At 37.7% G+C, this 18250-nt stretch carries 18 protein-coding genes; all 18 read right to left on the bottom strand.

Features of this window, described 5'->3' with window-relative positions:
* Nucleotide 1 precedes the first annotated feature (1 nt).
* Nucleotides 2–2659: an NlpC/P60 family protein gene (locus H5S41_RS12100; protein WP_182602534.1), complete on the bottom strand. Its 2658-nt coding sequence runs from the start codon at nucleotides 2657–2659 to the stop codon at nucleotides 2–4.
* Nucleotides 2660–2679: 20 nt separating this feature from the next.
* Nucleotides 2680–3555 (bottom strand): phage tail domain-containing protein, encoded by an 876-nt coding sequence (locus tag H5S41_RS04815; RefSeq protein WP_182602533.1) that lies wholly within the window; start codon nucleotides 3553–3555, stop codon nucleotides 2680–2682.
* A gap of 14 nt (nucleotides 3556–3569) precedes the next feature.
* Nucleotides 3570–8132 carry a tape measure protein gene (locus tag H5S41_RS04810; protein WP_182602532.1) on the bottom strand — a complete coding sequence of 1521 codons (4563 nt, stop codon included), beginning with the start codon at nucleotides 8130–8132 and terminating at the stop codon, nucleotides 3570–3572.
* On the bottom strand, nucleotides 8125–8340 hold the full coding sequence (locus H5S41_RS04805) for a hypothetical protein (protein ID WP_182602531.1): 216 nt from the start codon (nucleotides 8338–8340) through the stop codon (nucleotides 8125–8127). Before H5S41_RS04805 ends, H5S41_RS04810 begins: the two co-directional genes overlap by 8 nt.
* A gap of 23 nt (nucleotides 8341–8363) precedes the next feature.
* Nucleotides 8364–8720, bottom strand: a complete 357-nt coding sequence (locus H5S41_RS04800; protein WP_182602530.1) for a phage tail tube assembly chaperone — start codon at nucleotides 8718–8720, stop codon at nucleotides 8364–8366.
* A gap of 98 nt (nucleotides 8721–8818) precedes the next feature.
* Entirely contained in the window at nucleotides 8819–9445 is a 627-nt protein-coding gene (locus H5S41_RS04795) for a phage tail protein (RefSeq protein WP_094536771.1), read from the bottom strand.
* Between the two features lie 17 nt (nucleotides 9446–9462).
* Nucleotides 9463–9834, bottom strand: coding sequence for a DUF806 family protein (locus H5S41_RS04790; RefSeq protein ID WP_182602529.1), 372 nt, complete (start codon nucleotides 9832–9834; stop codon nucleotides 9463–9465).
* Entirely contained in the window at nucleotides 9834–10271 is a 438-nt protein-coding gene (locus tag H5S41_RS04785) for a hypothetical protein (protein ID WP_182602528.1), read from the bottom strand. Before H5S41_RS04785 ends, H5S41_RS04790 begins: the two co-directional genes overlap by 1 nt.
* Nucleotides 10255–10635, bottom strand: a complete 381-nt coding sequence (locus tag H5S41_RS04780) for a phage head closure protein (protein WP_182602527.1) — start codon at nucleotides 10633–10635, stop codon at nucleotides 10255–10257. Before H5S41_RS04780 ends, H5S41_RS04785 begins: the two co-directional genes overlap by 17 nt.
* Nucleotides 10622–10972, bottom strand: a complete 351-nt coding sequence (locus H5S41_RS04775; RefSeq protein WP_182602526.1) for a head-tail connector protein — start codon at nucleotides 10970–10972, stop codon at nucleotides 10622–10624. Before H5S41_RS04775 ends, H5S41_RS04780 begins: the two co-directional genes overlap by 14 nt.
* 19 nt (nucleotides 10973–10991) lie before the next feature.
* Complete coding sequence (locus H5S41_RS04770; protein ID WP_182602625.1) at nucleotides 10992–12209, bottom strand: phage major capsid protein; 1218 nt, start codon at nucleotides 12207–12209, stop codon at nucleotides 10992–10994.
* A complete protein-coding gene (locus tag H5S41_RS04765) occupies nucleotides 12187–12939 on the bottom strand; it encodes a head maturation protease, ClpP-related (protein WP_182602525.1) in 753 nt (250 codons plus the stop codon). The genes H5S41_RS04770 and H5S41_RS04765 overlap by 23 nt, the downstream gene beginning before the upstream one ends.
* Nucleotides 12923–14113, bottom strand: coding sequence for a phage portal protein (locus tag H5S41_RS04760; protein WP_182602524.1), 1191 nt, complete (start codon nucleotides 14111–14113; stop codon nucleotides 12923–12925). The genes H5S41_RS04765 and H5S41_RS04760 overlap by 17 nt, the downstream gene beginning before the upstream one ends.
* A 17-nt stretch (nucleotides 14114–14130) precedes the next feature.
* On the bottom strand, nucleotides 14131–14310 hold the full coding sequence (locus H5S41_RS12155) for a DUF1056 family protein (RefSeq protein WP_375139019.1): 180 nt from the start codon (nucleotides 14308–14310) through the stop codon (nucleotides 14131–14133).
* Nucleotides 14303–16177 carry a terminase large subunit gene (locus H5S41_RS04750; protein ID WP_182602522.1) on the bottom strand — a complete coding sequence of 625 codons (1875 nt, stop codon included), beginning with the start codon at nucleotides 16175–16177 and terminating at the stop codon, nucleotides 14303–14305. The genes H5S41_RS12155 and H5S41_RS04750 overlap by 8 nt, the downstream gene beginning before the upstream one ends.
* Nucleotides 16174–16629: a phage terminase small subunit P27 family gene (locus H5S41_RS04745; protein WP_182602521.1), complete on the bottom strand. Its 456-nt coding sequence runs from the start codon at nucleotides 16627–16629 to the stop codon at nucleotides 16174–16176. Before H5S41_RS04745 ends, H5S41_RS04750 begins: the two co-directional genes overlap by 4 nt.
* Nucleotides 16630–16754: 125 nt before the next feature.
* Nucleotides 16755–17291 (bottom strand): HNH endonuclease, encoded by a 537-nt coding sequence (locus tag H5S41_RS04740; protein ID WP_182602520.1) that lies wholly within the window; start codon nucleotides 17289–17291, stop codon nucleotides 16755–16757.
* 295 nt (nucleotides 17292–17586) lie between these two features.
* Nucleotides 17587–17757 carry a hypothetical protein gene (locus H5S41_RS04735; RefSeq protein ID WP_182602519.1) on the bottom strand — a complete coding sequence of 57 codons (171 nt, stop codon included), beginning with the start codon at nucleotides 17755–17757 and terminating at the stop codon, nucleotides 17587–17589.
* Between the last annotated feature and the right edge of the window lie 493 nt (nucleotides 17758–18250).

The raw sequence follows: 18250 nt of genomic DNA, 5'->3' as shown, positions 1-18250 counted from the left end.
TTTATGTCTCACCTCCTATCTTTGGATTTTTGAAATTGGTATCATTTGAAGTCTGGTCAATAATCGGTTTTACCCAAATCGCTCCATTTTTTACAGCTTGGTTAGCAGACGGATCATGTTGACCATAAAATACTTGTGGCATTCGGTCAAACATCGCATTAGCTAACTGTTCTAATTTACTTAATGATGTTTGTGAATGAAGCAAAGTAGCTGGTAAGTTTTGATAAATATTATCGGTCCCCTGTGATGGATCAAACGGATACCAGGTATAACCAACAAGTGTTACTTTAGTGTTATAAGCATGTTGCGTATCCGTTTCACCTAATAAGGACCGATCGTCAACTTTCGGAATGGTTAAATATACCTGCTCACCGGGTATAGGCATATCATTAGTATTTAAAACAATCTCAATAGAAACTGATGGCTCAAGCACAAATTGAGTCCGTGCATATTCTCTCATTGAGTTAGGATCCTTAAAACGATCATCTTGTAATATGGCACTTGCTGGATGTAGCCCCCATTCGTTTTTAGAATGTTCATCTGTAAGCGTAAATGGTTGGAAATAATAATGTGTTTGTGAAGAACTTGTGTCTGGTGTATAAGTACCACCACTATAATTAGCAACTAACTTAATGGTTTCTGTTGGTGCCATCTCAACCTTTTTAGTGCTAATCTTAGCTTGCATATCATCATTTCGCCCATACCAATCTGGCGGGAAGCTATCAATTGTTGCCGTTTTACAACTTTGACCTGGCTCTGGTTCATAAATCTGAGTATTTTTATCCAAAATCAAACAAATGTGATGTGTTTCACCATGCGGACCATAGAATCCAACATCCCCAGGCCTTATTTCAGATCGTGGTATTTCTCTAAAATTATGTTCCATTGCAACTGTGTAGGCAGGAATCTCAATACCGAAATCATGATATACCTGTGAAACATATCCTGAACAATCCATTCCAGCAAATGGGTTAGCTTTATTATGACCACCCCAAACATAAGGAACACCTAAGTATTTTTTCGCATCTGATTGAAACGCTGCAGTGTTATCTTGACCACTTTCCATTGCAATAGTACCATCTTGCACTTCAATTCCACTGGAGCTAGTTGCCTCAGTAGAACTTCCGCCACTTGAATCATCAGTTGAATAGGAACCCCCAACACAAGTAATTTGATTAACGATTACTGTACTATCCTCAATTAGCTTCATATTAGTAGAGTCATGATTATAGACAATTCTTCGCTGATAATTTCTAGTAAACTTATCAGGAGCATAAACATCAATTCGCATACCAGATGGTTTAACAATTGTTCCTGGCCATGTTGAGATAATTTTACTAATCATATCTTTTCCAGAACAGCCACCAAGATTTTCAATTTGTTGTTTTGAGAACTCACCAAAAACATGATAAGAAAAGCCAAATGGATTAGCTGTTTGATCATTCAAAAAGAAATCAAGTACTTCATCAATCGTATATGTCAATGTGCCATTTCGGATATTTTTCTGAAATACACGTCCAATTTCACTATTAACATATTGCATAGCAGTCACTGTATACAAAGATGTTCCAGCGCGATCCTGTTCAATATTTTTAATGATATATAAGTCATTATTAAATTGAATTGTCGACTCATTAGCAATCAACGCAAATGATGGACTGCCATCGTTATAAGCAACAAACTGGAGTTGATTAGTTTGGTTATTCTCGTACTGCACCTGAAACGATGATTTAAGAAAACAAGTTAAAGGAACTGGTTTTGAGGTATGAATTCCTTGAATTGTTATACTCGGATTAAATTTAGGTGCATGATTAAATTCCACTGGTACCTGAGCTGTTATTTTATTATTTACTAAAATAGACCCGTGACGCATTTTAAATGTTGCACGAGTCTTTTCTGTATCAGTCCAGTTAAACATATCATCCAGTGTTGCCGATCGAAATACTAATCCGTTACCTTCTGTTTGATCAGCGAATAGTCGGATACTATTACCATCAACAAACATATTAGGTCCTTCTAACCAGCCGGCAATTCCACTAGTATGATTACTATATTTTTGTGGTGTTGGTGCAAAGTTAACTGGGAACTTCTGATAAGGTCCTAAGTATTTATCTGAACTAAAGATATAGTTACCACCAATACTTAGATAATAAATACCATTCACAACACAAATGTCAGGATCAATTCGGTAACTATTATCAATAGCACCATCTACAAAGCTAATTGTTTGATTTTCATTAGTAATCTTATTAGTTTTCGGATCAAAGTCAGCAATATAATCATTTAGAATTCCTGCTTCAGCATCCCCTGCACAGTAGACAATATGATACTTGCCATTCAAATCCTTAAAGATTTCTGGTGCCCACACCTGCTTATAACTTGGATCTCCTTTTAAGTAATCAAGTTTATCAAAGCTATAAAAATCAGTCGTGACATAAAATCCACCGGTACCAATGATGTAATAACGATTTTCTATTTTCTTAATGAATCCATCACGTAATCCATCAAGCTGCTTGAATTTTGATACATTCGTCCAGCTAACAAGGTTATCAGAATAAGCCATGGTAGGTGTAGCCTGCCAAGGTTCCTTTTCGGTAGGATGTGATTCAAAGCCAAAATAAATATAGCGATGTTGTTCTATAGCTTCTAATGGAGACATTGTTCTTATCACACCTCTTTTTAATTAAGATAAACAAAGCGAAAATGAAACCTTATATCTACTTTGTTATAGCCATAAATCTTGAAATTATTCCAACCTGTGGCTAATCGCATCCATGCTAAATTAGTTGCATCAGTACACAGTTCACCATTGCAATAACAATACATATCATCCCAAACTAATTGATCGCTTGGCTGCAGACCATTAACATAAACAATTTCATCCCCAGTAGTTTGATTAACCATATCAAATTTACCAGTTTGACCAGTAACAATAATCTTTAATCCATACTTTTGTGCTGGATCAATCATAATATCACTAGCATTCCAAATCTTAAAATAATGCTGATTTACAAAATGATATTGTAAATCTACTCCATTAGGTAAGTTCATACCATATTGCCATAAGTTCTGATCATAAGTCATTAAATCATCACTATATGGCAATGACCATTTGACACCGGATGGATTATCAAATGGAATTGTAAATTGAACTACATGGCTGCGATCTTCTGGATTCCTTATAGTAAAGTTCCCAGCTCGCACAAACTTAACAATTCCCGGTTCTGCATCGCTACGAATTCGATATAAACCTTTTTGCATAAAGAATTGAGCGATTTCGTGTTTCTTCATTTTGTAATCATACCAATCACCGTATGTAAGATAGAAACGAGCATTAACTACATTCTTACTTATTTGTGACGTTGAATATACAGAACCATCTACACCAGTATCAGTAGTGTATGTAGTTGTTAAAATCGGGTCTGAATCATCATCAAGAAAGTGAAGTCCTGATGTAATAGTTTCTGCATCTATTTCATCCCCCTTAGGCGGCTTAATGAATAGCTTGGGATAATTGTATTGATAGCCTACAATATCTAAGTCTTTGCCTGACACACAAAATCACCTCCTTACATTCCTGTTAATGATTGTGCCTGCGCTAAATTAATGTCACGTTGAGTTCTTCGATAACGTGCAGTAGGGTTATTAGCTGAATCAGTAACACCAATCAGTCGTTCTATTGCATTAATTAATGCAGTATTTTGAGCTAATACAGTATCAAACTTCTTTTCAATCTTTGATAAATCCGTAAGGGAAGTTGAATTATTTGTAACTTGGCCTCCGGAATAAAAATTAACTACTTGTCGCAATAATTGCCATGCTCGAGTAGACTTCATGGTATCTAAAGGAATAGCCATTTCAGCGCCTGCTTCACCAAAGATAGATGGTTCAGTTGCAATACCTCCGTTAGCATATCCACGAGGTGCACCGGTTGGACCCCATCCGCCTAAAGTCAGGTCTGAGCGCCAAGTAGAGTCATTGAACATCGCTAAAATCTGGTCAAATGGTTTCCAAATATTATGGTGACCTTTAACAGCGTACTTATTAAAAGTTCCATCAATAAATTGAAGGACCCCTTTAGATGGATGACCTTCTTGAGCATTAATATCCCAATTATTAATAGCTCTTGCATTACCACCAGATTCGTGTTGGACAACATTAAGGATATGACTAATATCACCTGCTGAAACAGATACTTTCATCTTTGCTGCAGCCTTCTTAATCATTTCAGCAGTTACGGAGCCACTATTATCATCTTCCATTTGTTCTAATTGTTTCTTTAACCAATTCTTCAAATGCTCAGCATAGAAGCCAGGTAAGTTTAGCTTTAATCCACTATTAAGCTTATCTGTACTCTTAGGAGTGACACTGGCAATAAAGTGGCCAAATAACGACTTACCAAAACCAACTACATTCTTTAACGCATCTTCAGCAATATCTTCAAGTTCTTTTGCTCCATTCCATAAGCTACTAAAGAAATCACCTACTGCACCATTAGCATGTGGAATCGGCATTTGCATCATAGTAGCTAATTTATGCGAGCGTTCACCATCAAGAACTTCATCCCCTTTTTGAAGAGGAAATACCATATTACGTTTAGCTGGTAACATAAATGTTTCACCAGTCGAGCCACGATGCACCATTTCTTGATAATGAGAACCAGGCGCATCATTCAATAATGCTAACTGATCTTTTTCTATTGGACCATTAGTACCAGTAGCAAAAGCTTGAAACTGAAAGCTACCAAGTTTACCATCTCCGCCAACATGATCAAGAATCCAGTTAATCCCTTTGCCAATACCATTAATCAGTTCTTCAAATGGCTTAGCCAAATTATGAAGTAGATTAGTAAACTGATTAAAAATGTGGCCGCCAGAGTTAGTAACTACTTCTGCAATTGATTCTAACCGATTATGCCAGGCATCATGCATTTGTCCCAATCCGTTATTGGTAAGGTCATTTAACTTAGAATGCATGTTAGAAAACTTATCAGTTGCATCCCCGCGTAAATTATCAGCAATGCTACCAATTTTGCCACGAGTATCGCTCCAAATATTTGCCATATCACCACGCCAACCAGACGTATTAGATTTAATATCTGAATATCCTCGTTGAAAATGGTTTCTAGCATCATTCATTGCTTGTTGAGCACGCTGACCTACAGTAACTTTCATTCGGTCAAACTCATTATTAATATTATTAGTCCCATTCCTGGTTGAATTACGCAGATCATTCCAACCTTTGGTAAATGCTTGTCTTGAACGAGTCCAAAGTTGGGTGTTAAATACCGCAATTCTTGTAGCCATTGTTCGATGTTGCTGAATCTGTTGTTGAACTCCTTGACGCGTTAACCGATTATTTCGATTCCATCCTTGAAGCCATGATCGACTCAACCTAGACCACATTTGTTGAGCAGCACGCTGATTACGTTGTGCCATTTGATTGTGAAGCCTAATTTCTCGTTGACTTGACTGCTGAGAAGTACGATTCATATTATTCCAACCGCGCTTGGCAGATTGTGCCATTCGATTAATATGCTTACCAGCAGAACTAGCCATATTACCGAACCAACGACCAACTTTACCAGCCATAGACTTAGCGGCATTAGCAATACCATTAACAAATTTACGGAATTTAGCTGAATGTTGATAGAGTAACTGAAATCCCTGAATAACTAACATTATTGCTCCAGCTGGTCCACCAATAAGACTTAATCCGGTTGAAGCAATTTTTGCTGAGGTCCCAATTAACGTAAACGAGGTTCTTGAGAGAGTAGCTGCCGTTCGAGACGTGGTGCCGACACGTGCAATGTTAGTAACAGCCTGTGTAGTATTAGCATTGACACGAACGCTAATTGTTCTAGGAACACGCTGAGCTTGTCTCTGAACTGCTCCTAAATTTCTATTTGCTTGTGTAGTAGAAGCTTGTACCATCGTACGTTTTGTTTTTGGTATTCGTTCTAGCCGATTATTATAGGACTGTAAGTCTCGTGTTGACTTTGCTCCATCAACTTGTATCTTAGTAACCTTTCTATTGGGAATATTCTTAATCTTTTGACCAAACGTTCCGATTACTCCACTAACTGTCTTAATAGTTTCCAATCCCTTAATTCCTGCTTGAAGAGTTTTAACCGCTCTTGAAGCCAGAAGAAAGCTTGTTATTAAGGCAGCGCTAGTTTTAGGAAACTTAGCCATTGTATCAAGCACAGGAAGCATCACTTTTGATAGGTCCATAAAAACAGATGCAAAGATTTTAGCTTGAGCAGCTGAACCAGACTTAAACGCGCTAAAAAAGTTAGCAATTTGAGCATGGTGACTAGAAATGACGTTTCCTAATTTGTCAACTCCACGTGTAGCAGAAGCGAGAGCATCATCTAAATTTTTCGTACTAAATTTAGAACCACCAAAAGCACTAATTATTTTATTTAAGTTATCTGCCAGATGATTACCAAACTTCTTAAATTCTTCGTCTGTACGATTATCATTAATCCACTTACTTGTTGCTTTAAGCAATGGATTAGTAGCTGTCATGAATGGTGCTTCTATATCACCTGCTAGTCTTTTAATACTAGAGCTAATAGTACGGAACATACCAAAGTATGAGTTCATCATGTTTTCAACGGCTGTTTTATAGGAATTTTTTCCGTTCCCATTACCCATCTGTTCAAAAACTTCTTGTAGATCTTTCGAGGTAATCTTCCCTGCAGAGGCCATTTGACGCATACCTGCAACAGTCGTATTAAAATGTTTAGCCATTCGCTCATCAATCATCGGAAAATACATACCGATTTGGTTAAGCTCACCTTGTGTAATTTTCCCTGTAGCCATACCATGAACCATATCTTGTTCGACAGCCTTTAACTGATCTCCGGTTAAACCAACAGCATCCCCCATATTGAGAAGAGCACTTGTCATTCCGTCAGCCTGCTTTTTACTTGAATTTAAGTGGTAAAAGCCTTGTTCAAGTTCATTTACAACATCTACAGATTGTCCAGCTGCTTTTGACATGTTATTAATGGAATCCACTAATGGACCAGCTTTTTTAGCAGAACCGGTAAGAGTAGTCCATGTAGCAACCATTTTATTTTGCTCAACATCATACTCAATACCTGCTTTAGTTAAGTCGCCAATTCTAGCCTGAACAGAACCTAAAGCTCCGGTAAACATATTAGCTGCAGCAGTAGCACCAAAAATTCGTCCAAAAGTAGTGGAAACTCTATCTGCTTTGCCTTGAATATTATCTAAACGAGCAGATACATTGCCTAGCCATCCATGAGGAGTACGGTTCATTGTTTCATTCAACTCATTAAGTTTTGAACGAGTTTCTTGAATTTTTGTACCAAGTTCTTCAACACGAGTTGCTTGTTTCAGATAGGCTTCTGATGTTTCACCAGTTCGTGCTTTAGTACTTACTAATAATTCTGTTTCACGGGCCTGAATTTGACGTAAACTATCAAGTTTGGCACGTAAACCATTTATTTCAACACCCATTGCTTGATAGCTATTACCTTCCGAGCGCAGGCGTTCAGCAGTGGCCACTGATAATGCTGCTTGAGTTCTCATTGATGCGGTTAGTCGGATAACCCCACTATTTTCAACATCAATTTGCTGAGCAGCACGTTGTTGTTGAGCTTGTAAGCTTGCTAATTTTGCCTTCGCACGATCAACTTGCTGTCCATATTTAAGAAACTGTTCAGCAGATTTAACTGTACCAGTATCCAAGTCATTTAATTGTTCCTTAGTTTTTGCAATTTGTTCAGCAAGCTCTTTTGAACGTGCTTCTCCTTTAGCTGTGGTGGTATCAAGTTTATCCATTTCAGAACGATATTGATTAAGCTTTGACCTTAACTCCATGTATCGGTCAGCAGTCTTTTTATCAATATTATTCATTTCAGCTTGTTTCTGTTCTAGCGCTTCAATTTTATTACGTTGAGCGCTAATTGCATTACCAAGTCCTTCATACTTGGCTTTAGCGGCTCCGACATAGTCACCTGCTGATCGTAAAGCTGCAGTTTGTGCTTTCCATGCTTGAGTATGACTATTAACTAATGTTGTTAGATTTTTAACAGCAGTACTTGCTTCCACCATATCAAGGGCAACTTTAGTCGCCATAGTATTACTTACTTTAGCCACGCTTTACGCCTCCTTTCCTCCTTGCTTGGGCCATACGGATTCCCATGATTGCAGAAAGCGGATCAACTGCCCGTTCTTTCTTCTCCTTAGCAGCCATAATTTGATTAAAGCGGTAATAATCAGCATTATCAAAAGTTTCAATACTCCATCCAAACTTCTCAATCGCTCGTTTTGCATTTAAATCAAAATCTTCTATTTGATTCTGCAATTCCCATTCATATTTTTTCCAATTTACTTTTTTGGGTTTTCACGAACCCGCTTCTTTTCTTCAGCAATTTGCTTATCGGTTTGTCCCATCAACCGCTGACATACGTAATCAACAACATCAATTGTTGCATCATTACCTTTTTCGTTAACTTCACTGTCTAGACGATCAATTTCCTTATCTTTAAGATTTAAGACAACTTTTAAAAACTTATCCGCTTCGTCCATTGCTTTAATTTGTAAGTCAAAAATTTGTTCGGCAGTTTTTCCTTTAACATTGTTCATTGAAGCAAAAAACTTTTGCATAACAAGAACACGGCGCATATTCTTATGGGAGGTTGGTACATTAAACTTCCGCTTTAGTTGTTTAACATAAATTTGCATAATATTTTTCCTTTCTAATAGCCGCCCATAAGAAAAGCCCCACTCAATGAGCAGGGCTTTTCTTATGTATTGTGTGTTTCAAAGGCGGCATATGTTATTTACTTAGGTTGTGGTGTATTAATGGCGTTAGTAGTAGCAGTGTAATCTGGGAATAATTCCTTAAACATGGTCTGCTCATCTTTCCAATCGCTATCAGATGTTGAGTAAATCCGATACATGTCATTAATATTAGGATCATCAACAGCTGCGAATGAAAGTGAATCCGTTACTGGTGTCTTTTTGGAATCCGAATCGGAATCTAACTTCTTATCTCCCATTAGGAAGTTACCTGATGGGAAACAGAAATAAACAAAATCGTTAGTTACTAATGATGGAGCTTTTACAATCAATAAAGCTGTTGGCTTATTATCCATCATTTGCCAACCACCGCCCTGTTTCTCCATTCCGACAAGCTTAGCCAGAACATCCATCGAAAGACTGTTAACTGTCAATGCACATGTTGGATTTAATGGATCCGCATACGAGAACTGAATACTATTGTTTCCAGAAATTTTTTCTAACTTAGAACCATCAAGTCCTTTTAATTCAGCACTGGCTACACCTAGTACTGAGTGATCTAATTCTAATAATCCGCTTTGCGATAGTCCGGTATCACCTTTTTGCAAAGTTTTACCGCCCTGGCTCTTAATCCCAACCCAAGCAGTATTAATACCATGTAGTAGCATTACTCATTCCTTCTTTCCTAGTTTTCGATTTCAAAATAGGTGAAATAAAATGTGACCGTTAATTGTTGCGTCTCTGGATCAACAGTATGTCCACGATTATCAGTCATTACCCACCCATTATTTATAAATAAATGCTTTAATCTAGTTTCAAACTCGTCTGGATCATCTCCATCAAGTTTGTAATAAATTTGTACTTCAATTTCTTTATTTTGTGCATGAAAATCATCATTACCTGGTAGTGCTAAATCAGACCGAACATCGGTAATTAAGGCAACTGAACGGGTTGTGTCATCGACTTCTTCTATTGGTAAATTGTTCGTGTACACTTTATCCAGCAGACTATCTTTCATGTTCTGCATTAATTGCTGAGCACGTAATACAGCTAACATTAATCATCACCGCCATTCTTATCTAACAATTGTTGATAAGCTTCTGATTCAGCTCTAAGTACTGCATTAGAAATACCACTATCCTGAATAAGATTAGTAACGAAATGGTCGGCAGTATATCCTTTGTAGCCATCATTCAAACGCATCATATTCATTGCATGGTAATGATTATCCCATCCTACAGTAACAGCTCCATTATGGTCACCATCAACATCAGAATTCATAATTGATATATGGTCAGCCGCATGACCATGCTTTTTATCATTATGGTTGGAGTAGTGTTTTTGGCGGGTCATTTGAGTTAGCTTTTCTTTAAAAACTTTCCCGCCGGCAAAAGTTATTTTTTCTTGCTCCTTTGGCGTTAAATCGGTACTAATTTTCTTAACCTTTTTAAGCCATTTTTGTAAGAACTCATCCATCTCAATCCCGTTTGCCATTAGCTCCGCCACCACCTTTAGTATACTTTTCCAATGTTAATAAATCATAAGATAGGTAACTATCATTATTAGCTGAAATGTTAGTAATGTTATAAACGATCCCGTCTCCTAATTTAACTAGCATTGGTTCTTTAACTTTTGAATTATGGCGAATAGCGATAATTGTTGAATGCTCTAAAGTAGTACCAGCATTCCCGTATCGTTGTGAAATTGTTAGGTTTACTTTTGCGTAGTGTAAAGTAAAATCTGCAATAAACTTCCCAGAAATATTGACACCCATTTTATTTTGGTAGCTTTTGATTGAACCAAATTGAGCTTTATGCCGCATACGATAAAGAGGATAACGATAACTAATTCTTGCCATTATCATCATCCCCTTTCTCAGCAAAAGTATCATACAGTCCGCGCAATTGACCAAGAATACTATTTACCGTTAAATCAACAGTATAAGTTTGAACATCAGATAAAGCTAGACGATTTTGGTAATAAGTACCAGCCAATGACATTACCGCAATCTCAACTAGCGAAATTACTCGTGGATCTGCGTAAAAATCATTAACATCTTCACCAATTGCATTATGAACAAATGATCGAGCGGCTTTAACATACGAATCTAATAGTGGATCATCGCTATCATCATCAAGGTAAAGCATTTCACGGACTCGTGGGACTAGATCATCAAATTCGTTTTTCTCGCTCATGATAGTTACCTACTTTCAATTAAGCAGTTTTTCCAGAAGCTTCTGGAGTTGTTGCTGTTTGATTGGCTACTGTCTTAAATGAGCCGGTAGCAATAGCACCATCATCAATCATTTGTACATCAAAGCGGTCAATGCAACGAATCTTGGTTGTATTGTGTTCATAAGCACCAGCACCGATATTAGTAGTAAGCAGTGACATGTGTTCACGATCGTACAAGGTAATCGCTTCTTTGAAGTCACCAAAGTATAGTGGGTGAGAACCAGATACATCCGGTAACCACTTATCTGCAATTACCGTAATCGGCTTGTTATTAAGTAAATAACGATCAGCTTGAGTTACATCAGGCTGAATCATGTAACGACCTTCTGCATCTTTAACTTTTGAAAGAACATTATATCCAGATTGATTAGTTACAAAAGTAGATGTAGCCATAATTGCTGGGTCCAGCGTATTATTTTCAAGGTCTTTAATATCATCCATTTTTGTAATAGTTGGTTTCTTAGTTGCCTTATTCATTACCGAAATAATAGCAACGTTTCGAGTAACAGCTACCTTCTTAGCAATCCAGTTTTCCAGCCAAGACATAATGTTCTCAGCTGTATCTTTAAGAAGATTATTAGTAATTGTATTGATTGCTCCGTATTCCTTAATTAGGTATTTAATAAGGTGGAGCTTAGGATCATCACCATCAGGGATTAGTCCGTCTTCACTGTCCATCTGCTTCATTGGGGTAATATCAGATAACGTTTCATATACCCGTGAACCAGATGTAGTTGATACGCTTTCCACATTAACAAGGTTCTGAAGAGTAGCGAATTGACGAACTAATTCATGAATAGCAGTTTGCACATCAATTGGAATAGTTAGGCCAGCGCCACCATTACCATCTGCATCAATTTCAACAGAAGAAGTAATCGCATCGAAACGGCCACGAACCATATTCTTAAAGTCCCGAACGAATTGATCCTTAGTATTTAGTTCTTTCTTATTAAGTGGCTTCTTATCCTTTTTGCTCATATTAAGGACTTCATTTGCTCGTGCTTCATCAAGTTGGTCCTTGATTGCATCACGTTGAGCTGCTAAATTATCACGCTTTGTCTTTAATTCTGCAAATTTATCCTTCATAAAATTATCATCAAGAACTGCTGCATTAAGTTGAGCATTTAGATCAGATACTTTTTGCCCTTTAGCAATCCATGCATCGTTTAATTCATTAATTGTTAGCATTGTCATCATCCTTTCTGCCAAATAAGATAGCCAACTTCTGATCACGTAGACTAGGAGTTGGCTTTTCTTTGTTATCTTTATGTTGATCCTTGATTGCTGGCGTAGGCTTCTCTGAATCTTTGAACTCAGCAATCATTGTCATAAATTTTTTTACTGCATCTTTTTTTGGAAGTATATGGCCAAGAGCATTAGCTACCTGCAATTGTTCGTCATCATGAAACATAATTTTATCGGCAAAGCCTTTATCTACCGCATTTTGCGCAGTCATCCATGTTTCATTCTGCATCATCTGCAGAATAGTATCACGGTCAATTCCGGTCCTATCCACATAAGCGTTAACAATCGACTGGTCAATTGATGCTAATACTTTTGCTTCATGGTCATGATCATCAGCATTGCCTTCTTGATATGACCATGCCTTATGAATCATCATTTGAGCGGTTGGCGACATATTAATTGTGTTACCGGCCATTGCGATGACACTAGCTGCAGATGCGGCAATTCCTGTAATGTTGACAGTAACGTTGCCTGCATAATTACGTAGCATGGAATAAATCTCACTACCAGCAAAGACATCCCCACCACCAGAATTAATAATCACTTCTACGTCATCATTGCTTCCATCGTTTAAGACATCATCAATCATGTTTGGCGAAGTTGAATCCATTCCGAAAAACTGATAAAACTTTCCAGTATTGTTATCAACTACATCACCAGTTACTTTAATTGTTTTCATCATCTTCACCTCCTTCCGCTGATTGCTTCTCATCAGATGAAACCATTTGAACTGGTTGTACCTGAACTTTAGGCTGTTCTTTTTCTGGTAAATCATCTGGTAGGTAGCCAGCCTGTTGTAAAAGCCAACTAGCTTGATTAGCGCCAAGCGTGCCGTTCTTTTGCAGGTTAGCAATCGTTGAAGCATACTCATCCCCAAGTGGATCAATTGCAGAACGTAAGTCAAGAGTAATATCAGCGCTTAACTTATTATTCAGTTCACCAGTCACGGCCTTAGCATAGCGTGACAGTGACTTAATATAAGCATTTCCCATCATCTGAATTGATGATTGCTGGTCACCCTGACCATTGATAATGCTGTCAGATACACCATAAACTTTAGCGATTTGAGCACTCGTCCAGGTAACTTGATTAAGTAATTGAGCTACATTAGATTTAATCTCTAACGGCGTATATTCTTCCAAATCATCTAGAACAATTGGTCCGTTCTTAGAATCGCTCGTTTGCTTCATAAATTGACGTGACCGTGAAGCTTTTTCCTTATCACTTAACAGACCTCCATGCTGAATTCTTAAGACACCAGGTGCAATAATTGAACGTCCCAGAGCACTTAATGTCAGTTTATTTGACTGGTCCTTAATCTGTAATTCATTAGCTAATGCAGATAATGGACTAATACCAGTTTTTCCACCATTTTGTGAAAGCAAGCGAATATGAATTAAATCCGACTGTGGGACAACTTCCATCACGCCAATTTCCGGCTCATCAAAGTTAATGTTATAGATTAATCCGGAACCATCTTCTAACAAAAAAGGAGTTACTTGAGACGGTCTCAAATACTCCCATGTCATATCGGTTCCATTTTGATTACGCCAACGGTAGGCGAAACATTCACCACCTAATAGCAATTGAGCAAACATAGATTGCCAAAAGGCATGAGCATTACTGGTCTGAGTCGGATTATTTAGAATACCTTGTGCTCGTGGCATATTAGCCTGTAACTTTCCATTTGCTAAATCGGCACTTAATTGAAAGATGATTGAATAAATATCTGAATTTTTCAATGCAGTTCTAGCATCTACATATTTATCCGAACTGTCCGGATTAAGAAAATGGAGAATATCAGTATCATCAGCAATTGCTAGTCCTGAACTAACCTTTTGATTAAATAAAGGCAATAGCATTCACCTCCTTTCTAATGAAGGCTAGCTATCTTCTCCGATAGATAACCAAGAATTACTAAACTTACTGCAATACTAAAAACACCAGCGGTGAAGCTAAGCAAGAAACATCCCCACACTACAAATATCAGTGCAGCTAAAAAACATAAAACATCAAAATATTTCCATATGACTGTAAATAAATTCTTAATCATCAAGTAAACCACTATCCTTATTTTCAAACCACGCCTTAACCTGTTCTTCCGTCATTCGATCAACCTGCTTAGACTTATCGTTAGCAATCCCAAAGTCTTCAAAGTGATACATCCCTTGATATAAGGCATCAATAATTGCATCGACTACATCAATCTTCAAGGTTGCCTTAGCTTTATCTACTTGAATTCCAATTTTGTCCTCGTAGATTTCCGCATTAATTAAAGCTTTTTCCATAATTTTATCGTCTAGCCGGCTGCAATTTCCCTCTACGAAAATTTTTTGTAAAAACTTTGTTGGATCTTTCAACTCACTAGTACGCTGACGAACTGTTTCTAGCGGAAAGTTCGTATTAATATCCATCTGTTTAATAGCACTGGTGGCACCCCAAGCATCATATCCAAAGAAAATCACTTGTAAATTATTTTCTTCAACATAGGTAAGTAACCAGTTATACACTTGATCATCATTAATCAATCCTTGTGGGTGACTAGTAATTGTGCAGAAACCCTTTTTAGATAGCTCACGATAGTCAATACCATCTTGCTTTTCCTTAGCTTGAATTGATCCAGCCTTTTCCCAGGGAATAAAACTATGCTGTTGAATATGCCATTTTTGACGTCCATCACCGTCTTGGTAAGGATAAACAAATGCAATTGCCGTATTATCGCTAAACATTGAATAGTCAAAACCAATATAGACTTGGCGACCATAGATATTGAATTCAGGAATAATCGCTCTTTCAATGTCGGATAGTTTTAGATAGCTATTGGTAGCTTCTTGCAGCCAAAGATTTAAGTTCTTATTCTGAAAATCATCAACTGTTCCGGCTAACATATCAGCATCACGTTTATCGCGTAGTCCATCTAACAGTACATCGTGCTGACTAGGCAATCCTAAGAGTGGATTTGATTTAATCCACGTTTCTTCCTTAAAAGTCTCATCTAGACTATCTTGTGCCCAGATAAGTCCAAGTGTTCGATCTGCTTCACGATTAAAATCTTGTTCCATAGCTTGTTGAATCATTTTTTGCTCATCATGAAAAGGAACTGATGGATCAGGATAAGATGTTGAAATTTCAATGTACTGGTGATTAGGAACTTTTACTTGACCAGAGACAATCTTTTTAGTTCCTTCACGACTCTTAATATTACCAACCTCATCAAAAACCGCTGTCGTAAAGTGATAAGAGTCATACTTACCAGCGTTAAACGATAGCGGTCTTAGATTATTATTAAACTTTCTCATTGTAATTCCAGTATGCTCATGAATTACTAGATCATCTTCTTCAGCAAGTTTCTTAAAAACTGACTGCTGGTCGATAATACTTTTAAGCATATTAGCAATATACCCGTAGAGCTTACCAGTTTGGTCATAATTTTCAGCTGTAACCAGAAAATCTTGATTAGATAGTCCCATTGATTCAATTAAGAATGAATAAGCCATGTAGATTGCCATTAGGTAGGATTTACCTTGACCACGTGCAACTGATAGAATCACCCGTGTGAATCGTTTTGTATTTGTATCACAATCTCGCCAACCAAACAGCATCGCAAAAATAAATTTTTGCCAAGGCATTAATTTTGTTGGTTCACCAGTATCTACATTAGGAGCAATAGAAGCAAACTTCAGAATTTTCTCTACTTCATTAACATCATAGTAGAAGTTAAATTTCCCACCCTGAAATCGCTGTAAATCTCGTAAATGACGAAAACAAGCTAATTTCATAAGATATCCCGTTGTTACCTTTTCATCCATTACGTCCAATGCATACTTAGTAGCCGGGTCAGTGAATTCTTTACGTACACCGTTAAATCCAATGTTATGGTAAGCACCTAATACATCATGACTCTGTGTTAAATCAATCATACAAGTCCAACCTCCTTAAGTTGCTCTGCCATTGATTTTTCTTTCTTATGACTAGCAATTTGCATTAACTCTTGCCGACTCTTTGGTGATAACCCAAGCTGAATACCAATTGAATTAAGCTGATTAATTGCATCTTTCATCGTCGCTACCGCTGGATTCTTCCTAAAGCCCACAAAGTCTTTACCGATAATTTTTCCAGTTGAATCTTGTAACGAGTGAAATATCTTCACTTGAATTCCATTTTCGTTAATATCTCGATATGCATTCCGATATATTTCATAGTTAGCACAATATTGTTCAACCAAGCCAACATCAATTCGCTGCACTCGTCCTGTACTTTCTAAAAAGGGCACGATTTTACGCCAACACGAACTAGCGAGAGTACCCAAATAATACGGTGGTTTAGACGGTAAATGCCCGTCGTTCTGCTGATAATAGACCTTTTTAGCCAATCTTTGGGCCTCCTTTCGTTCCTGCTAGCCCCCCTAGGGTAAAAAATTAAAAATTGTCGCTTGCATGAAAGACGACGACATTGTGTGCCGCTCTCTTCTAAGGCCTATGGGGGCGGGGGGATGTTTTATTTTTTGCGCATTAAAATTACGATCCTTTGGATGTCGTGGATCTCCGGGACATCCTTTTTGGCTATGTTTTGGCCAGTTCCATAGTAAGATTGTTCCCATTGTGTCTTAAGCCGATGGCATTCTCGGCAGATTGTAGCAAGGTTACTGCTATCTGCCTTAAGCTCACTATTATATGCAATTGGCACAATGTGATCGACTGTCTTACTGTTCGGCGTTAGCTTGCCATATGCTTTGCAGTACTGGCACAAGTAATGATCATGATCAAGCGTGGATTCCCTTAGCCCAACCCACTGCCTACTTCGATAAAACTTATACTGATCACTACGTTCTTCATTGCGATTACGAGTTACTGTGTTGTAGTGCTTAGCATATCTCTTATCATGATGTTGGTACTGCTCAGCGTGTTTACGTGCCCATCGCTGCCGATTAGCTAGGTACTCCGCTTCATACTCAAAGTGTTTAGCACAGTAATGATTAGGATACTTAACCATCGCATGACATTCAGGCTGTCTACATCGTCTGTATCTTGGCATTGTTAATAACATCCCCTTCACTTACTTTTTATTATATGTATTATTTCTAATGTTATGTTGCCCTAGAGGCGCTTGGCTCGTAAGAGGCAAGCGCCTCCTTGGGGTCAGTCCTATTTCTTGACCTCAATTAGAATGAGTAATAGAATTAGTAGAGTAAAGTTTAATGAATTCATGGGAATCACCTCCTCATAATTTACTTGGGAGGTGATTCCCATTTTTGTTGCCTGACTGACCCCAAATAGTTTTACGGGGATGATTAGTGCATAATAAAAGACGGTAGCCAATTGCTATCGTCTTAGTCATTTAATCGTTTATATATTAGTTCTTGTAACTCTTTCAAGTCATCCTCATCAGCTAAGTCACGAATAAACTTACGAGCATATGAACGGTAACGGTATACACGGTTCTTATCCTTATTCTTATCGTCCCACTTCTTCTTTGCCCGTTTCTGCGCTTCACTAACCATAACATCGACCTTCTAACATTACTATGGTATACTGTGTATGCAAAGAGCCAAGAGATACCAGCTCTTGACTCCTTGCGTTCCGGAAATTGGTTTTGCCAGCTAGTCGCTACTTGCGATTAGCTTTTTTTATTATCGCGTAAGCTTTAGCGAAGTTAATCGCTGCTACCGACAATAAGAATATCGTCAGTGCGATAATAAGGCAGCCTCTCTTTCCGGTTGACTTTTGTTTCCATCAGTATCATCCCCTTTCCGGATTCAGGGAATCACTTCCGGAACGCTGTAGATTATTGATAAGGTCGCGACTCCTTATCTCATCTACGGCTACTATTATACCTTATTAATATATAGAAAACAATAATCATTCCAAATAAATTCAGAGGGACTGTGACATAAGTCCCTAATAATAAGCGGAGTTAGATGAAATCTTCGGATTTCATTTAACTCCGTTTTCCTTTAAAATATGTATTAGTAAAAGAAAAAGACACCGACCAGC

Source organism: Limosilactobacillus albertensis (assembly GCF_014145555.1).
In the GTDB taxonomy this organism is placed as follows: Bacteria; Bacillota; Bacilli; order Lactobacillales; family Lactobacillaceae; genus Limosilactobacillus; species Limosilactobacillus albertensis.
This window is presented reverse-complemented; position numbering and strand designations above follow the sequence as displayed.

Coding starts and splice junctions, on each gene's coding strand:
- H5S41_RS12100 (WP_182602534.1), bottom strand. CDS start 2,659: ATGTCTCCATTAGAAGCTATAGAACAACATCGCTATATTTATTTTGGC.
- H5S41_RS04800 (WP_182602530.1), bottom strand. CDS start 8,720: ATGCAAATTTATGTTAAACAACTAAAGCGGAAGTTTAATGTACCAACC.
- H5S41_RS04795 (WP_094536771.1), bottom strand. CDS start 9,445: ATGCTACTACATGGTATTAATACTGCTTGGGTTGGGATTAAGAGCCAG.
- H5S41_RS04790 (WP_182602529.1), bottom strand. CDS start 9,834: ATGTTAGCTGTATTACGTGCTCAGCAATTAATGCAGAACATGAAAGAT.
- H5S41_RS04785 (WP_182602528.1), bottom strand. CDS start 10,271: ATGGCAAACGGGATTGAGATGGATGAGTTCTTACAAAAATGGCTTAAA.
- H5S41_RS04780 (WP_182602527.1), bottom strand. CDS start 10,635: ATGGCAAGAATTAGTTATCGTTATCCTCTTTATCGTATGCGGCATAAA.
- H5S41_RS04775 (WP_182602526.1), bottom strand. CDS start 10,972: ATGAGCGAGAAAAACGAATTTGATGATCTAGTCCCACGAGTCCGTGAA.
- H5S41_RS04770 (WP_182602625.1), bottom strand. CDS start 12,209: ATGATGACAATGCTAACAATTAATGAATTAAACGATGCATGGATTGCT.
- H5S41_RS04765 (WP_182602525.1), bottom strand. CDS start 12,939: ATGATGAAAACAATTAAAGTAACTGGTGATGTAGTTGATAACAATACT.
- H5S41_RS12155 (WP_375139019.1), bottom strand. CDS start 14,310: ATGATTAAGAATTTATTTACAGTCATATGGAAATATTTTGATGTTTTA.
- H5S41_RS04750 (WP_182602522.1), bottom strand. CDS start 16,177: ATGATTGATTTAACACAGAGTCATGATGTATTAGGTGCTTACCATAAC.
- H5S41_RS04740 (WP_182602520.1), bottom strand. CDS start 17,291: ATGCCAAGATACAGACGATGTAGACAGCCTGAATGTCATGCGATGGTT.
- H5S41_RS04735 (WP_182602519.1), bottom strand. CDS start 17,757: ATGGTTAGTGAAGCGCAGAAACGGGCAAAGAAGAAGTGGGACGATAAG.